Below are 14,696 nucleotides of genomic sequence, written 5' to 3'. Positions count from 1 at the left end.
TGTCAAATTGTTTCCTGTGCCGTTTCTTCGACGCTTTGATTCGCTTTGACGCCCAATTTCATCAATACGGGCACAAAAAATGAGGCGATGCCGACAACCCCAACAGCGCTGCCCAAAATGACAAACGTAAGCGTGATGCCGATGCTGTCAGCGATGAAACCGGTGCTTAACAGGCCAATCATGGATGGCAGCAGTGCGATGCTGAAGTACATCGAAAATACGCGGCCGAGCATCGCCGGATCGATTTTTTCCTGTAGTATGGTCGTGAAACTGGCGTTATTGATGGCGGCCGAAATGCCTCCGATAACGGTCAGCCCGACAAAGAAAACAAACCCGTTCCCGGGGATTAAACCCGAAGCACCCAGTGTGATCCCCAAGACGACATAGGTGCTGTTGATGATGACCACCTTATTCAGCGAGGGTTTGAAAATGCCGAGTAGTCCACCGCCGACCAACATGCCTACGCCCCAGACCACTTCAATCAGGCTCATTTCAAATTTTCCACCGCCGAAATGCTGCAAGGTGAGCAAGGGGAATAACACCGCCACCGGCATGATGCAAAACATCGCCAATACGGAAAATAGAAAGAGCCAGGAAATCCCCTTGTTTGAGCTTACAGCGTCGATGCCCAATTTGAAGTCGCGCAGGACTTGTTTTGCACCAGCCTGTTGCTCCGACATTTTTTGAGGATTGGGAATATGTACCAGTAGGAGTGATGAGATAGCTACTACTGCACCAATGATGTCCAGCAGCAAGACATAGCCGATGTCCATCAAACCAATGGCTAACGCGCCCAGTGCCGGTCCGCCGATATTGGAGACAGACTGGATCATCTGGTTGATGCCGCCGATACGTAGCAACTCGGATTCTGGTGCCAGCAACGGTACGGACGCTTGCATGGCCGGCATATGGAAGGCCGATCCGACCGATCGTAAGGCCAACAAGATATAGATAAAAATAAGCTCGGAATAACCGATGTAGAAAAGTACGGACATGGCCAATGTACATAAGGCAATGAATCCATCCGCCGCTATCATTGTCCGTTTACGATCCCAACGATCGATGTATACACCGGCAAATGGCCCAATAAGGGTCTGGGGAAGTATGGCTGCGATAGCTGCGTAGGCGAGGACCTCGGCCGATCCAGTCTCCAGGCTAAGCCAAATGATGATGGCAAAATTGACAGCTGAACTGCTTAAAAGTGATATAAATTGGCCACTCCAAATGATGGCAAAAGTTCGTTTCCACGAGTGTTGCATGATGATTAAATAAATCGTTCTCCTTTAAGGAAAAAGATGGTTAAACTAAGACGTAAAAAATGGAGAAAATGTTTCAGGGGGCAACCTGAAAAAGTAACTAAAGCCAGACGGCATGCCGTCCGGACTTAAGCCCTGTCCCGATAGACAAAGGCAATTTGGGTGCTTACGAGTCTCATCGAACGTGTTTGTGTTTATTGCGGGACAAACTTAGATAATTTTGATTTTATATGCAAAATAACCGTATTGCATATTAAGCATAGTTTCGCTCGCTTCGCTGCCGTTGAACACTTCTTGCAGCGGAAATGGCGCGTTTTATTTTTGTGACATTCGTATTGCATGTCGGTGTTTTTTGGCTAATCTTTTCTAAGTTTGCAGCGTTTTAAGTTAATGTTAATAATGCGTGAAAACCGGACATGACAGCGGTGCTCAAACCGCAACGGATGTTATACGGATTGCACGTGGCCGTTTAAATAAATAATGATTGCGCATGAATAAAACGTATTTGGCAATGGCTATGGTAGCCGTTACCGCCACGACTGCCGTGGCACAGCAGCACCAGGCCATCAGGCTTGACTTGATGGACACCTCGGTGCGACCGCAGGATGATTTTTACAATTATGTAAACGGAAACTGGATGAAGACGGTGGAAATTCCGTCAGACCAGTCCCGCTGGGGGAGCTTCAACGAACTGGGAGAAAAAACCAACGAAGCGACACTAAAAATCCTTAAAGAATCGTTGACCGGAACGTATCCCAAAGGGTCCGATGGCCAGAAAATCGCAGACCTTTATCGCAGCTACACCGACTTTGATGCACGGGATAGGGCAGGTATCGACCCGATCAAACCATTACTTCAAAAGGTGGATGCCATTCGGAGTTTTGATGATCTGTATGGCTATCTGGTAGCAGTTGCTCCTATTGGAGGAAATCCTTTTTTCGGCGCGAATGTATCTGCACACATGAAAAACAGCAGCGTAAATGCTGTATATCTTGGTTCAGCAAGTTTGGGGCTTGGTAGGGCTTATTATCAGAAAGAGGATGAGGCCAATGCCAGAACACTTGCAAATTACCAGGATTACATCAATACATTAATGCCCAAGGTAGGGCAGACGTCCCGTGACCTTAAGGGGCCCAAAATAGTTGCTTTTGAAAAAGAGTTGGCCAGCCACATGCTTACCGTGGAGCAAATACGCAACGCGTCGCTCCGCTATAACCCGGTAGCGGTGGCGGACTTGAAGAATCTGGTGAAAAACATTGATTTGGCGCAATACCTCGCAGACTTAGGGTTCAAGGCTGACACGGTAATCATCGGCGAGTTGAAATACTACCAGGAGTTAGATGAGGTGCTCAATCCTGCAAACCTGGAAACCATTAAAGACTTTCTGCGTTTCAAAATCGCAAACGATGCGGCGACGAGCCTGACGCGCGAATTGGACGAAATCAGCTTCGAGTTTTGGGGAAAAACACTCAATGGACAACAGGAACAGCGTTCGTTGGACAAGCGCGGACTCCAATTTGTCAATGGCATGGCTGGCGACCTGCTCGGCAAGCTGTATGTAGAAGCACATTTTCCGGCTGAGGCCAAAGCGGCTGCCGAAGAGCTGGTGTTCTACCTGCGTAAGTCGTTTGAGCATCGCATCGGGCAGCTGGAGTGGATGTCTCCAGCTACCAAGGAGAAAGCACTGGACAAATTGAGGAAATTCAACGTTAAGATTGGCTATCCAGATAAATGGCGGGATTATTCCAGGTTGGAAGTGGGCACATCGTTGTTTGAAAACATTTTGAATGCGCGCCGTTGGCGATTTGGAGAAAATCTCGCCAAACAGGATAAACCCGTGGATAAAACCGAATGGGGTATGACGCCTCAAACCGTCAATGCATACTACAGCCCCCTGTATAATGAGATTGTATTTCCGGCAGCGATTCTGCAGCCGCCGTTTTACGATTACACGGCTGATGCTGCGGTCAACTTCGGGGGAATCGGTGCAGTTATCGGACACGAATTATCCCATGGGTTTGACGACAGTGGTTCGCAATACGACGGCGATGGCAACCTGAATAACTGGTGGACAGATGAAGACAAGGCGAAGTTTGAGGCGGCTACATCGGCATTAGTGGCTCAATTTGAAGCCTACCAGCCTGTGCCGGGCGTATTCGTCAACGGTCGGTTTACGCTGGGCGAAAACATTGGCGACCTGGGTGGTGTGTCCGTAGCCTACGAAGCGTTGCAGATGTACCTGAGCGACAAAGGCGATCCGGGCAAAATAGACGGATTCACGCAGCAACAGCGGTTTTTCCTCTCATGGGCAACCATTTGGCGGGCAAAGACCACCGAAGCTTTTGTGGTTAACCAGGTGAAGACCGACCCGCATTCGCCGGCGCAGTACCGTGCCGTGGGACCGTTGGTCAACGTGGATGGGTTCTACGAAGCGTTTGACATCAAGGAAGGGGACAAGCTGTACCTGCCGAAAGAAAAGCGGATTGTGATTTGGTAACAAGGGCAATGAGGCCCCGAAATGGAAACGGCCGTCCTGCTTGGGGACGGCCATTTTTGTTGTCGCTTTTAAGAACGGAACATTGGGATAAGCTGTAGTACGAGCGAATAGAATAAGTCGTTCGAGGCAACGTGTTGCTCCCAAATGCGATGAGATGATGCAATTTCACCGTATCTTCGTGCATCGTTTTGTAATCATATGGTGAAAAAGGCCATCCTTACCGTTGGGCTGCTGGTGCTTTCCAACGCGTTTATGACGCTCGCCTGGTACGGGCATTTAAAGTTCAAGGAAATGAACTGGTTCAGTAACTTAGGACTGGTGGGGATTATTTTCATCAGCTGGGGTATTGCGCTCTTTGAGTATTCCCTCCAGGTGCCCGCCAATCGGATAGGTTTCAGTGATAATGGCGGGCCATTCAATCTGTGGCAGTTGAAGGTCATTCAGGAAGTTATTACGCTCACGGTCTTTTCCGTGTTTGCTATCGTTTTCTTCAAAAGTGAGCCGTTCCGGGTCAATCACGTGATTGGTTTCGTATTTTTGGTGCTTGCAGTGTACTTTATTTTTAAGAAGTGAGTGATAAACGCCACCTGTAGCAAAACATGCGTGCTTCACGTCTCATCAGCAAACCATAAAAACTACGATGAAAAAAATAGTTGTTTCCTGTTTGCTTCTGGCTACTGCCGCGTTGTTGTCCTGTTCAGTACGAGAGGAGGCTGGCGCAAAGGCCGACACATCATGTGAAGGGGTGATGTGTACTGAACAATTTGTGACGCTCTCGGTAACGGTAGTGGACAGCAAAAGCGCTCCCATAGCGCTGGATCGCATTAAAGTGACTCGCTTGTCTGACGGACGCGAACTGACTGCCGGAGACAATAGTGAGTGGGAAACCGCCCGGCAACAGGGCATGTATCGGCTTGCTGATGATGGCGATGAAGATGCTGTTCCCCGGTTTGAAGAAACCAAACTACGTTTTGAGGGATTCATTAATGGCAATTTGGTGGCGACAGGTGATTATGTAGTAACCTATGACTGCTGTCATATCTCGCTTGTCTCAGGCGAACAGGAACTGGTGATTGATGGAGCACCGCGGTGACTTCGTTAAGGCTGAAATCAAGAACTATAAAGGCGGTATGAGTTCTCGTCTACTGCCCCTCGCCGAGCGCAGGAATGCCTTTTGGGTAATTGTTCCGCCGTGCGCGGAAATCCTTATAATGCTGCTGGATATATAGGAGCAGATCGTATTCTGTAAAACCAAGTAACTGTTCGTAAGTAGGTCGGAAATACCAGTGAAAGACGTCAAGCTCCGCATCGGGTATGTTGGTTTGGGCTTGAATAAGCGCCTTAGTGAATCGGCGGTCTACATAGTCTTGCCGCTCGTCGTGGATTAGGGCGGCTTTCAGTCGCTTATGTTGCTTCTGTTCGCGCGAAAAAGAGGCGAAGAGCACATTGAGGTTGATGCCGATACCCACCGGACTGAGGGTCATCGCCTGCCAGGGTTTCACAGATTTGAAGTTGAACTGGTCGGCGTACTCCCGGCGCATCCACAGTGAATCCTTTACGGAGTTGCGCCTGCCCAGCACGGTTACCTCGTCCAGACCTATGGCTTTGCCCGACAGGAAAATTTGCAACAGCGTGTCTGGAGGCATATACAGCTTGATCGACACGGGGTCATAGCCGACATGCGTAGCGGTGACGGTAAGGGGAAATCCCGTTGGGCTGGGCAGGTTGAAGTGGCCGGCGGCGTCGGTGGCGGCGCGTATTTGGCCCACTACGATGCTCGTCCCCCGGATCGGGTGTCCCGTTTGCCGGTCGCGGACCACCCCCTCCAGGTGCTGGGCCCGCGCGCTTAAGAAAGGCAGGGCGCCGACGAGCAGCACCCGTAAGCAGAAATGCATGATGGAATTGAGAAGACTCATCAGTCGGTAAAATTAAACGTAGATGGCTCGATAGTCAACAGGTTTAACATTTATTAACCATAACCCGCGCGTTCGGGATGTCAATAAGTACGGGATTAATTGCTATCTTTACAAAAAGACCGATTATATTTAAAGACCACTTTGGTGGAGTATCATTCCAAATGAACATGCACAGACGGGAAATGTTAAAGAAGGCCAGCGCGCTGGCATTGTCAGCAACAGGACTGCCGTTGTTGGATGCCGACGACTTCGCCCCCAAAAAGCCAACCAACAAGCTGCCCCGGTGGAAGGGGTTCAATATTCTGGATTTCTTCAATCCCGACCCACGGAACAAACGGCAAAACACACCGGAGGAATACCTGCGTTGGATAGCGGACTGGGGGTTCGATTTTATTCGTGTTCCGATGGCTTATCCATACTATGTGGACTTTGACCGGACGCGGCCAATCACCAAAGAGGAGGTATACCGCATCAATGTGGATCGGGTACACGAGGTGGTGGAGTTGGTAGAGAAAGCCAACCGTTGCGGCCTGCATGTGAGCTTAAACCTACATCGGGCACCCGGATTTTGTGTCAATGCCGGATTTGAAGAACCGTATAACCTGTGGGAAGATCCCGAGGCGCTTGAGGCTTTTACTTTCCATTGGGCATACTGGGCTAAGGTGTTTCGTCATAAGACCCAGGACCAAATTAGTTTCGATTTGCTCAATGAACCCTGCTGGCGAGCCGATATGAATGATCAGTTCTCGAAACGCTCAGCCGTGCCGAAGGAACTGTATCGTTCGCTTATCGTCAAAGGGTTTGATGTGATCCGGATGGTCAATCCGAAGCACCGTATCATTGCAGATGGCAATAACATCGGGAATGACGTGATCGACAATATCCCCGAGCTGGACGTGGGGCAAAGCTGTCGGGGATATGCACCCGGCTTGGTGTCTCATTACAAGGCGCCTTGGGTCTGCCCGCGCCCGCAGGACCTGCCTGCCGTATCCTGGCCCAACGTTGACAACGGGAAGCTACAGGATAAGGCCTGGCTACGGGAGCAGTTTGCGCCGTGGATAGCATTGGTAGAGCAGGGGGGAGGTGTACATTGTGGCGAATGCGGTGCTTGGCGGGAAACGCCGCATGATGTGGCCTTGACGTGGATGGACGACATGTTTTCCGTATTAACGGAATACGGTATCGGGTTTGCATTATGGGAATTTGATGGAGACTTTGGTATCCTGAATTCCAGCAGAAAGGATGTGCAATACGAGGACTGGTACGGTCAAAAACTCGACCGGCGTATGCTGGCGCTATTAGAAAAATATATATAAGTTATCAACACATGAAGTTCGTCGCCCATGCCGGCTTGCTTTTCAATATTTCGGCATGCACAGGGCAAGAGGGGGCATGTGCACCCGGCAGATAGCCTGTACTCATCAGAAATTCATTGACAATCTCGCCACCGGTAAATCTGAAGGTCTTTTTGAAGAGCTTCAGCCACTCTTGGAGTGTCTTTGGATGGTGGTGATCCAGCCACTTTTCAAATGAGCCATATTTCTGTTGCAATTGGCGGATGACTTTTGCATTTTCAATCGCCGCATTGACTTTGAGCCGGTTGCGGATAATGCCCGCATCGGCGAGTAGCCGTTCGCGGTCGGCCTCGGTGTATGCCGCTACTTTGGCGATGTCAAAATTGTCGTAAGCCGTACGGAAGGCTTTTTCCTTTCGGAGGATGGTTTCCCAGCTTAGCCCCGCTTGATTGATTTCCATAATGAGCCGTCCAAATAACTCATTGTCATCGTGGATGGGGAAGCCATAGTGGTTGTCGTGGTAGTTTTTATGTAATGCCCTTCGGGATTCGGGCTGCATGGAAGGAATATGATCGCAATACGACATTCGTGCAAATGGAATTGAATACGGAAGCGAATTTAGCAAAAAAATTAGTATTTTGCTTATCCCTTATGATGGGCTGCTCCCAATGCGGTAGGTGGGTAGCCAAAGTGTTTTTTGAATGCATAGGAAAAATGGGACAGGTTCTCAAACCCTGTCTCGAAATACACCTCTACTGGCCTGCGTTGCTTTTGAGCCAGGTGATAATGCGCGAGCTCCAGCCGTTTACGGGTAAGCCACCTTTGGGGTGTTGTGCCAAAAGCCCGCTTAAAGTCCCGCTTGAATGTGGTAATGCTCCTTCCGGTCAGGTAGCCGAATTTTTCCAAGGGCATATTGAACATGAAGTTCTTTTCCATGTAGCTGACCAAGTCTATTTTACCCGGCATTTCAAAATTGGCCAGTACATCATCTATCCCCGGGTCGATTGCCCTGAGGATACTGATGGCTTCCGTAATTTTCAACGATGCGATGTTGTCGGGGAGGTTTTTCATATCGAAATAAGGCACCAATGAAGCGAGGCAGCTCTCCAGCAATGGGTGGTTGTCAAAACGACGGATGCTCTGTACGGCCTGCGCTTTTGGTTTCACGTGCAGGTGGGCATAAAAATCACGAAGCCTTGCCGTGGATAGGTGCATGACTACCGTCTTGTGCGGTTGCCCATCTTTGGGGTAATTGATGATTGTCGCCAGCTGGTTTCTTGGAATCAAAAAGATATCACCTTTTCTGAATACGTAGGTCGCGTCTGCCTGTACAATTTTTGTCTCACCCGAAAGAAACCATATCAGCATGTGATGGTCAAACATGATTTCCGATTTAAAAAGCTTGTCCTCATAGCAAGAAAGCTTGATGTCGTCCGTGATGTATTTTGCTTGATATTCCATATCGTTATATCAGTTCAGTGGGTGCATTCAGGGTACAAAAATACGAAGTGCAACCATTAAGCCGTCTGCCAACGCAGTGTCGTTATCTAAATCTTGTTAATCAGTACAAATATAGGCAAGCTATCATTTAGTGGCTTTGTTCAAACGTCCTGATTTGCTTTGTTCAAAAGGTATAAGTAGCTTCTTTATCCGAACCAGCCCTTGCCCGTGAAATAATTTTACGGTAGCTTTGTATAAGCCGGTATACACTCCGGTGACATAACCACCTAGCTGTAGCCAACATGACAAGGAGGAGATGCGATGGAAAATTTCCCGTTAAATAAAGTCGTCCGGCTCATCGAACCGGGGCCGGTGGTCATGGTATCGACCCTTCAGCAAGGCCACGCCAACTTGATGACCATGGGGTTCCATATGATGATGCAGCACGACCCACCGTTGATTGGCGCCATTGTGGGTCCATGGGATCACAGCTACCATGCGCTACGTGCCAATAAGGAATGTGTCATTGCTATTCCTGGTGTGGATTTAATCGATAAAGTAGTTGATATCGGCAATTGTTCCGGAAACGAAGTAGACAAGTTCGCCCGCTTCGGCTTTACTCCGCGTAAGGCTAAACATGTTGCGCCTCCTTTGGTGGTCGAATGTTTGGCTAACATTGAGTGCCGGGTAGCCGATATGCAACTGGTCGACCAGTATGACTTCTTTATCCTCGAAGCTGTACAGGCATGGATAAATCCCCACCGGAAGGAACAGCGTACGTTCCACCATAAGGGCGATGGGACGTTTTCCGTCTCGGGACGGACGCTGAACCGGCAGGATCGGATGGTGCGCTGGAAACAATTTCAGGACTGAAACGAGCGTTATACCGCTATTTTATCGACAGCGCTTGCCAAAGCATGTTGTTGGATATCAGTGATGGCTACGCCTTCCACGCGATATGTCGTGATGTCGGTGATGCCGATGAAATTCAACATCGTGGTAAGGTAAGGTTCAATGAAATCGAAGGATTTCATTGGGCCATTGCTGTATATTCCGCCCGACGATATGGCAAGGTAAGCCTTTTTGTTTTTGACAAGCCCTACGGGCCCATTAGCTGAATAGGCGAACGTAACACCGGCACGTGTAATGTGGTCCAGCCAGGCCTTAAGCGTCGAATGGATATTGAAATTATACATCGGTGCGCCGATAACGATGATATCGGCCTCCATTAATTCCGCAATTGCTTCGTCGGAATGCTTTGCAGCCTCCGCTTGGGCTGCCGACCGCTGTTCCGGTTCGGTCATGAAAGATGTCAGATGTGACTCTTCCAGGTGCGGAAATGGCGTATCCGTCAGGTCGTGCGTTTTTACGGTGCTTCCAGGATACTTGGTGATCAACCGCGCGATGACTTCATTGCCGAGCTTGATACTGTAAGAGGCATTGCCCCTTGGACTTGAAATAATGTGCAAAATCTTCATTTCCGTATTTTTTTTGCACAAAAATAAGTGGTTGTAACTATAAAAAGTATATTACTATATTGTGGTATAGTGCTATCGCATTGTATAGTATGCAGAAATAAGATGCCGGCAAACAATACAGGTTATCGTAAGTTGGCAAATAAAATAGATACTTGTTAGCTTGTACGTCGATGAAATTACATGTCTTTAATGCGGATACGCGCCGTCAGTGGGCAGAGGCCGGCTACCAATTTGTCAAGCTCTCTTCATCGGAAGATATCGGGTTTGAGCGCCGAGGGAACGGCACATTTATATTGTTGTAACCCTATCCTCCCAACCGGAATGTTGCGCGCCATGATCAGATCGTGGGTCTGTTTGATTCCAAGATCAATAAAATCATTGCCGATGGTTGGGGAAGGTACTATAAGTAGCATGCTTCAGGTCCCAGTTGAAGACTGCGGAAATCGGCAGATGGTCTGATAATTCATTGCCGCTGGGATCGGTAAACTTGCCTGCTTCAACGCGGTAAGCTATTGGCATCAGGCTTATTTCGTGGTTGCTACGGTATAGTATTTTATCCAATGATTCAGTCCGCTCATCAATGGAAAGGTTGGACAGGGCTTGATGGTGAAGGTTTTTTTTCGGTACGATGCCATTTTTCATAAGTTGAACCCAGGCATCGGTCAAGGAAGTCTCCTGGAGAAACTGTTGCATTTCGTCGTTTATGTAGGTATAGTGAGCATTAAAATCTCCCATCACGACGATTGCATTTTCTTGTGACTGTTTCTGGATAAAGTGCGAAAGCTGACGCAGATTTTGCTGCCGTGCATAATCGGCGCTTGGTTTTTTTTCGGCGGTTGCATGGAGGTTGTAAAAATCAATGAACACATGCTTGGCAAGTTGTATGCGCGTAAACATGAAGCCTTTTGGAGTCAAGCAATCAGTGCCGCTGCAATGCCGCCAGGCAACGCGTTTACTTTCGATAATGGGATACTTTGACAATGTGTTCAGGCCATCGCCGAACGGCACCACGCCGTTGTGTTTGGTGCGGAAGCCGTGGCTGTCCAAACCGGTATATAATTGGCGATTGTAATTAAAGTCTTCCTGTATATGAACAATGTCATATGGTGTAATCATACGGCCGATCTGGGCGATGCTCGTTGCACGGGGCGTGCCGGCGCTGGAGATGAATTCCGGCAACCCGGCTATGTTGTAGGTCATTAATGAAAGCAAACCCTGTGATGCATCGGGCATCGCCAGGTTCGTTACAGCCTCAGCTCGGTTGGCTCCCGATAAATTGGCCCATGGCATGCTGTTGGCAAATGCAAACACAATGACGGCCGTCAGGCTGATAAATAATATAACGCGAAGCGGCCATTGATGATTCCTGATAAGGGGGTTAGTGACAATCATAAGGTCGTCTTGATATACGGTATAAAGGTATCACTCAAAGGTTAACCGACGCTTAATTGCCGTTTAAGGAATTGTGTGGTTCGTGTTGATGGACCGTAAACTGGTCAACGATTTTTTTAATAAAAATTCACAATTTGTTAAACTTCGGTTGTGCAAGGGATTATATCGATTTTTTACATTGCATTACTTTGTGCAGATGATTAAAGTCGCCTTTTTTGCCGAGATACTAATTGAAGAGTTTGATGGAGCATCGCGTACAATGTTTCAGCTTATCAAACGCATTGATTCTGCTGAATTTGACTTCCTGTTTGTGTACGGAAGGGAGTCGGGGCACATAAACCGTGTGCATCGGGCATTCCGTGTGCCGTCCGTGAAGGTTCCTATTAATGCCGATTATTCAATAAGTATTCCCCAGTTGTCGAAACATAAACTGGAACACGCCTTGGATGCATTCCGCCCGGATGTCATCCATATCGCGACACCTTCTTTGCTTGGTTTTTTTGCGTTGAAATATGCCCGGAAGCGGCGGATTCCGGTGATCACCATTTACCACACCCATTTTATATCTTATTTGGGGTATTACCTGAGCAAAACACCGTTTTTGGTTAACGCCATGGAGAAAATAACCCGGGCTTCGATGAGGCGGTTTTACAACGCGTGCGACAAAATTTACGTGCCCTCCATGCGGATAATCAACGAGTTGCTTTCAATAGGTATCGAGCGGACGAGATTGCAGTTGTGGCAACGGGGTATTGATTTTCATACGTTTTGCACAGGGAAGCGAGATAGGGATTATATGCGGCGTCTTACGGGGAATGATAAGCCCACGTTGTTATTCGTAAGCCGCCTGGTCTGGGAAAAAAACTTGACTACGTTGATACAGCTATACCAGCTACTCAAAGAAAAGCGATGGGAAGGCAACTTCGTGGTGGCAGGCGATGGGGCTGCTCGCCGCGAGCTGCAGGCACAGATGCATGATGCGTTGTTTTTGGGTAAGGTGGAACACGGCCAATTGGCCACACTATATGCGTCTTCAGATGTTTTTGTATTCACGTCGGTCTCTGAAACGTATGGTAATGTCGTGGTTGAAGCGATGGCATCCGGCTTACCCTGCGTTATAGCAGATGGTGGAGGCAGTGCCGATCTGATAATACATGGGTATACGGGTTTTAAGTGTACTCCCGATGACCCGCAGGCGTATTTCAATTACATCAAGCTGTTGATAGACAATCCGTTGCTTTGGGAAGAGATTGGCCAAAATGCTTTGCGTCATGCCCGGACTTTAGACTGGGGGCAATTGGCGGCTGTTTATTTCCGCGATGTCCATGCGTTGAATGACCCGAATAAGAGCTTTGAACATTCTTCGGTTTTATGAGTATCACATTGCGCATAGTAAAGGGTATTTTTTTTGTAAGCGTCATTATTTGTGTTGGATTATTTGTTTGGCATACGGATTTTGAAGCGGTTAAAGTGGAGGTGTACACGCTTGGTCATCGATTTTTTTATATCCTGTTTGTGTCGTTTATCGCCTATTTTTTTGGTACGCTGGGCTGGTATGTCTGCCTGGGTAAGGAGAGACACAAGATTTCCATTGGGCGATTGTTCATCCTCCGGCAAATCGGTGAGACAGTAGCGCTCTATAATCCTACCAACATCGTAGCAGGTGAACTATATAAAGTACAACTGCTGAAGCCCTACGGTGTCGACGAAAAAGCAGCGTTGACTTCAGTAGCCTCTTCACGGATCACGACCATCTTGTCCCAAGTATCGATGGCATTCCTGGCCTTAATGTGGCTTTTGTTTTCCCCTTCTCCTTCCACTGCATTTTCTGGAACAGCCGAGGCGCTGCTTGCCATTAGCGTTGTTGCCCTGGTCGGTATCATTTTCATTTTGTGGTTGAGCAAGCGCATGCCTGAGCCCCGGCACTCATTGCAAACCAAGCATTGGTGGAAGCGTCTTGGTAGGAAAATCCACGAAGTGTTATATGCATGCAGCCAGTTTCAAAAACATCAGAAAACCGCGTTTTATTGGTCGCTTTTCTTTTTTGCCGTTCATTGGTTGGTGGGTAGTCTGGAATGTTTGCTCATCCTGCGTTTTCTGGGATATGACGCAGGTGTGGTGGAAGGGCTGGCTATGGATATGGGCATTATCGTGCTAAAAAGCTTTGGATCGTTTGTTCCGGCGCAGTGGGGCGTGGAGGAACTTGCCAACAAAGTCGTGCTCATTGTTTTGGGCATTTCTGCTACGAGCGTTTGGGTGACGGTATCGATTATTCGGAGAAGCCGGCAATGCTGCTGGATGTTGGCGGGGTTTGCTTGTATGGCCTGGCTGCGTTATAGGCACCACCGGCTTTTGACAAGTGATGCGGCATAATGGAAGTATTATTCGTTAGTCATAAGCACCCCCCCGCAACAGGGGGAATGGAAAAACAGAGTTTGGAGCTTATTGAAGGGATGCGGACGTATGCGGCCGTGCACAAACTGGTCTATACCGGGGAGGAGAATATTCTTGTGTTTTTCCTGCGGCTCGAAAAACGCATCATAAAACTACTGAAGAAGCATCCGGGTATTGGGCTTGTCCATTTCAACGATGCGTTGATTGGTTCATTGGCGCTGCGCTATCACCGTCGCTATCCCCAAGTAAAAAAAGTCGTTACCGTACATGGCTTGGATGTTGTGTTTCCTTGGGGTTATTACCAGCGTAAGATTTTGCCGTTGTTCAATCGGTTTGACCATATTGTAGCGGTAAGTGAAGCTACTAAACGCGCGATGATAGCAAGAGGGGTTTCGCCGGCGCGGATAACAGTAATCAACAACGGGGTAGACCATGCGTTTGCCCACTTCGCTAAGCATTCGGTGACGGAGAGTTCCATGATTAGCCATTTACAACTGGCTGCCCAAAAGCCATATTTTGTCTTGCTGGGCAGGCCGGTCAAACGAAAGGGATTCTCCTGGTTCCTCCGTGAGGTGGTTCCTCGGCTACCGGACAACGTCCGTATTATCATGGCAGGGCCGCTACGCGCCCGGAGGCGCTTGGCTCGTACGCTGTTATGGTGCTGTCCGCCCGTATGGCGCCATTTGATCGAGCTTTTCCTTGGATATCCTTCCGATGAAGGAGAGATTGCCCGGATATTGCAACAGCCGTCAATGCAGGCTAAGGTGACCCACCTGGGAAAAATCCCGTTGCCAGCTTTACAGGTGTTACTGCGGCATGCCGCCGCATTGCTGATGCCCAACATACCCGTTGCTGGCGACATGGAAGGGTTCGGTCTGGTGTGCCTCGAAGCCTCCGGAGCGGGAACACTGGTGGTGGCTGCCGATATCGACGGTATTCCCGATGCTGTCTCGCACCGGAAGAACGGCCTGTTATTGCCTGCCGCTGATGCGGATGCTTGGGCGGAACGGCTCCATCACATCATCAGC

15 protein-coding genes are annotated in these 14,696 nt (G+C 48.7%); 9 read left to right on the top strand and 6 right to left on the bottom strand.

Annotation, left to right across the window (positions count from 1 at the left end; all coding sequences use genetic code 11):
- Nucleotides 1-2: 2 nt before the first annotated feature.
- Entirely contained in the window at nt 3-1,259 is a 1,257-nt protein-coding gene (locus tag JHJ32_RS16900; protein WP_200121753.1) for an MFS transporter, read from the bottom strand.
- Nucleotides 1,260-1,746: 487 nt separating this feature from the next.
- Between JHJ32_RS16900 and JHJ32_RS16895 the strand changes: the two genes are divergently transcribed.
- The 3 genes from JHJ32_RS16895 to JHJ32_RS16885 all read left to right on the top strand — a co-directional run bounded on the left by JHJ32_RS16895 (nt 1,747) and on the right by JHJ32_RS16885 (nt 4,846).
- On the top strand, nt 1,747-3,753 hold the full coding sequence (locus tag JHJ32_RS16895) for a M13 family metallopeptidase (protein WP_200121752.1): 2,007 nt from the start codon (nt 1,747-1,749) through the stop codon (nt 3,751-3,753).
- A 198-nt stretch (nt 3,754-3,951) separates the two neighbouring features.
- A complete protein-coding gene (locus JHJ32_RS16890) occupies nt 3,952-4,326 on the top strand; it encodes a DMT family protein (protein WP_200121751.1) in 375 nt (124 codons plus the stop codon).
- Between the two features lie 67 nt (nt 4,327-4,393).
- Complete coding sequence (locus JHJ32_RS16885) at nt 4,394-4,846, top strand: hypothetical protein (RefSeq protein ID WP_200121750.1); 453 nt, start codon at nt 4,394-4,396, stop codon at nt 4,844-4,846.
- 49 nt (nt 4,847-4,895) lie between these two features.
- On the opposite strand, the gene JHJ32_RS16880 is transcribed toward JHJ32_RS16885, so the two are convergent.
- A complete protein-coding gene (locus tag JHJ32_RS16880; RefSeq protein ID WP_200121749.1) occupies nt 4,896-5,669 on the bottom strand; it encodes a carboxypeptidase-like regulatory domain-containing protein in 774 nt (257 codons plus the stop codon).
- Between the two features lie 167 nt (nt 5,670-5,836).
- Between JHJ32_RS16880 and JHJ32_RS16875 the strand changes: the two genes are divergently transcribed.
- Nucleotides 5,837-6,985: a glycoside hydrolase family 5 protein gene (locus tag JHJ32_RS16875; protein WP_200121748.1), complete on the top strand. Its 1,149-nt coding sequence runs from the start codon at nt 5,837-5,839 to the stop codon at nt 6,983-6,985.
- Between the two features lie 4 nt (nt 6,986-6,989).
- On the opposite strand, the gene JHJ32_RS16870 is transcribed toward JHJ32_RS16875, so the two are convergent.
- Together JHJ32_RS16870 and JHJ32_RS16865 are read right to left on the bottom strand one after the other, a co-directional pair.
- Nucleotides 6,990-7,550 (bottom strand): DNA-3-methyladenine glycosylase I, encoded by a 561-nt coding sequence (locus JHJ32_RS16870; RefSeq protein WP_079715621.1) that lies wholly within the window; start codon nt 7,548-7,550, stop codon nt 6,990-6,992.
- A 56-nt stretch (nt 7,551-7,606) separates the two neighbouring features.
- Complete coding sequence (locus JHJ32_RS16865) at nt 7,607-8,425, bottom strand: helix-turn-helix domain-containing protein (protein WP_079715622.1); 819 nt, start codon at nt 8,423-8,425, stop codon at nt 7,607-7,609.
- A gap of 300 nt (nt 8,426-8,725) precedes the next feature.
- Here JHJ32_RS16865 and JHJ32_RS16860 point away from each other — a divergent pair, with 300 nt between their 5' ends.
- Complete coding sequence (locus tag JHJ32_RS16860) at nt 8,726-9,277, top strand: flavin reductase family protein (RefSeq protein WP_200121747.1); 552 nt, start codon at nt 8,726-8,728, stop codon at nt 9,275-9,277.
- Between the two features lie 8 nt (nt 9,278-9,285).
- Here the strand turns inward: JHJ32_RS16860 and JHJ32_RS16855 are convergent, their stop codons facing one another.
- Nucleotides 9,286-9,882 (bottom strand): FMN-dependent NADH-azoreductase, encoded by a 597-nt coding sequence (locus tag JHJ32_RS16855; RefSeq protein WP_200121746.1) that lies wholly within the window; start codon nt 9,880-9,882, stop codon nt 9,286-9,288.
- Between the two features lie 170 nt (nt 9,883-10,052).
- Here JHJ32_RS16855 and JHJ32_RS23030 point away from each other — a divergent pair, with 170 nt between their 5' ends.
- Nucleotides 10,053-10,184: a hypothetical protein gene (locus JHJ32_RS23030; RefSeq protein ID WP_255539812.1), complete on the top strand. Its 132-nt coding sequence runs from the start codon at nt 10,053-10,055 to the stop codon at nt 10,182-10,184.
- Nucleotides 10,185-10,257: 73 nt separating this feature from the next.
- Here JHJ32_RS23030 and JHJ32_RS16850 read toward each other — a convergent pair whose 3' ends face one another.
- Nucleotides 10,258-11,274, bottom strand: a complete 1,017-nt coding sequence (locus JHJ32_RS16850; RefSeq protein WP_200121745.1) for an endonuclease/exonuclease/phosphatase family protein — start codon at nt 11,272-11,274, stop codon at nt 10,258-10,260.
- 196 nt (nt 11,275-11,470) lie between these two features.
- Here JHJ32_RS16850 and JHJ32_RS16845 point away from each other — a divergent pair, with 196 nt between their 5' ends.
- The 3 genes from JHJ32_RS16845 to JHJ32_RS16835 all read left to right on the top strand — a co-directional run.
- On the top strand, nt 11,471-12,649 hold the full coding sequence (locus tag JHJ32_RS16845; RefSeq protein ID WP_200121744.1) for a glycosyltransferase family 1 protein: 1,179 nt from the start codon (nt 11,471-11,473) through the stop codon (nt 12,647-12,649).
- Complete coding sequence (locus JHJ32_RS16840) at nt 12,646-13,647, top strand: lysylphosphatidylglycerol synthase transmembrane domain-containing protein (protein WP_200121743.1); 1,002 nt, start codon at nt 12,646-12,648, stop codon at nt 13,645-13,647. The genes JHJ32_RS16845 and JHJ32_RS16840 overlap by 4 nt, the downstream gene beginning before the upstream one ends.
- A gap of 47 nt (nt 13,648-13,694) precedes the next feature.
- The coding region (locus JHJ32_RS16835) for a glycosyltransferase family 4 protein (RefSeq protein ID WP_200121742.1) at nt 13,695-14,696 on the top strand (1,002 nt) is incomplete at its 3' end.

The sequence above is a fragment of the Parapedobacter sp. ISTM3 genome (assembly GCF_016533505.1).
GTDB lineage: Bacteria > Bacteroidota > Bacteroidia > Sphingobacteriales > Sphingobacteriaceae > Parapedobacter > Parapedobacter luteus.
The sequence above is the reverse complement of the archived record's forward strand: the minus strand, read 5'-3'. Positions and strand labels throughout refer to the sequence as shown.

Coding starts and splice junctions, on each gene's coding strand:
- JHJ32_RS16900 (WP_200121753.1), bottom strand. CDS start 1,259: ATGCAACACTCGTGGAAACGAACTTTTGCCATCATTTGGAGTGGCCAA.
- JHJ32_RS16895 (WP_200121752.1), top strand. CDS start 1,747: ATGAATAAAACGTATTTGGCAATGGCTATGGTAGCCGTTACCGCCACG.
- JHJ32_RS16890 (WP_200121751.1), top strand. CDS start 3,952: ATGGTGAAAAAGGCCATCCTTACCGTTGGGCTGCTGGTGCTTTCCAAC.
- JHJ32_RS16885 (WP_200121750.1), top strand. CDS start 4,394: ATGAAAAAAATAGTTGTTTCCTGTTTGCTTCTGGCTACTGCCGCGTTG.
- JHJ32_RS16880 (WP_200121749.1), bottom strand. CDS start 5,669: ATGAGTCTTCTCAATTCCATCATGCATTTCTGCTTACGGGTGCTGCTC.
- JHJ32_RS16875 (WP_200121748.1), top strand. CDS start 5,837: ATGCACAGACGGGAAATGTTAAAGAAGGCCAGCGCGCTGGCATTGTCA.
- JHJ32_RS16870 (WP_079715621.1), bottom strand. CDS start 7,550: ATGTCGTATTGCGATCATATTCCTTCCATGCAGCCCGAATCCCGAAGG.
- JHJ32_RS16865 (WP_079715622.1), bottom strand. CDS start 8,425: ATGGAATATCAAGCAAAATACATCACGGACGACATCAAGCTTTCTTGC.
- JHJ32_RS16860 (WP_200121747.1), top strand. CDS start 8,726: ATGGAAAATTTCCCGTTAAATAAAGTCGTCCGGCTCATCGAACCGGGG.
- JHJ32_RS16855 (WP_200121746.1), bottom strand. CDS start 9,882: ATGAAGATTTTGCACATTATTTCAAGTCCAAGGGGCAATGCCTCTTAC.
- JHJ32_RS23030 (WP_255539812.1), top strand. CDS start 10,053: ATGAAATTACATGTCTTTAATGCGGATACGCGCCGTCAGTGGGCAGAG.
- JHJ32_RS16850 (WP_200121745.1), bottom strand. CDS start 11,274: ATGATTGTCACTAACCCCCTTATCAGGAATCATCAATGGCCGCTTCGC.
- JHJ32_RS16845 (WP_200121744.1), top strand. CDS start 11,471: ATGATTAAAGTCGCCTTTTTTGCCGAGATACTAATTGAAGAGTTTGAT.
- JHJ32_RS16840 (WP_200121743.1), top strand. CDS start 12,646: ATGAGTATCACATTGCGCATAGTAAAGGGTATTTTTTTTGTAAGCGTC.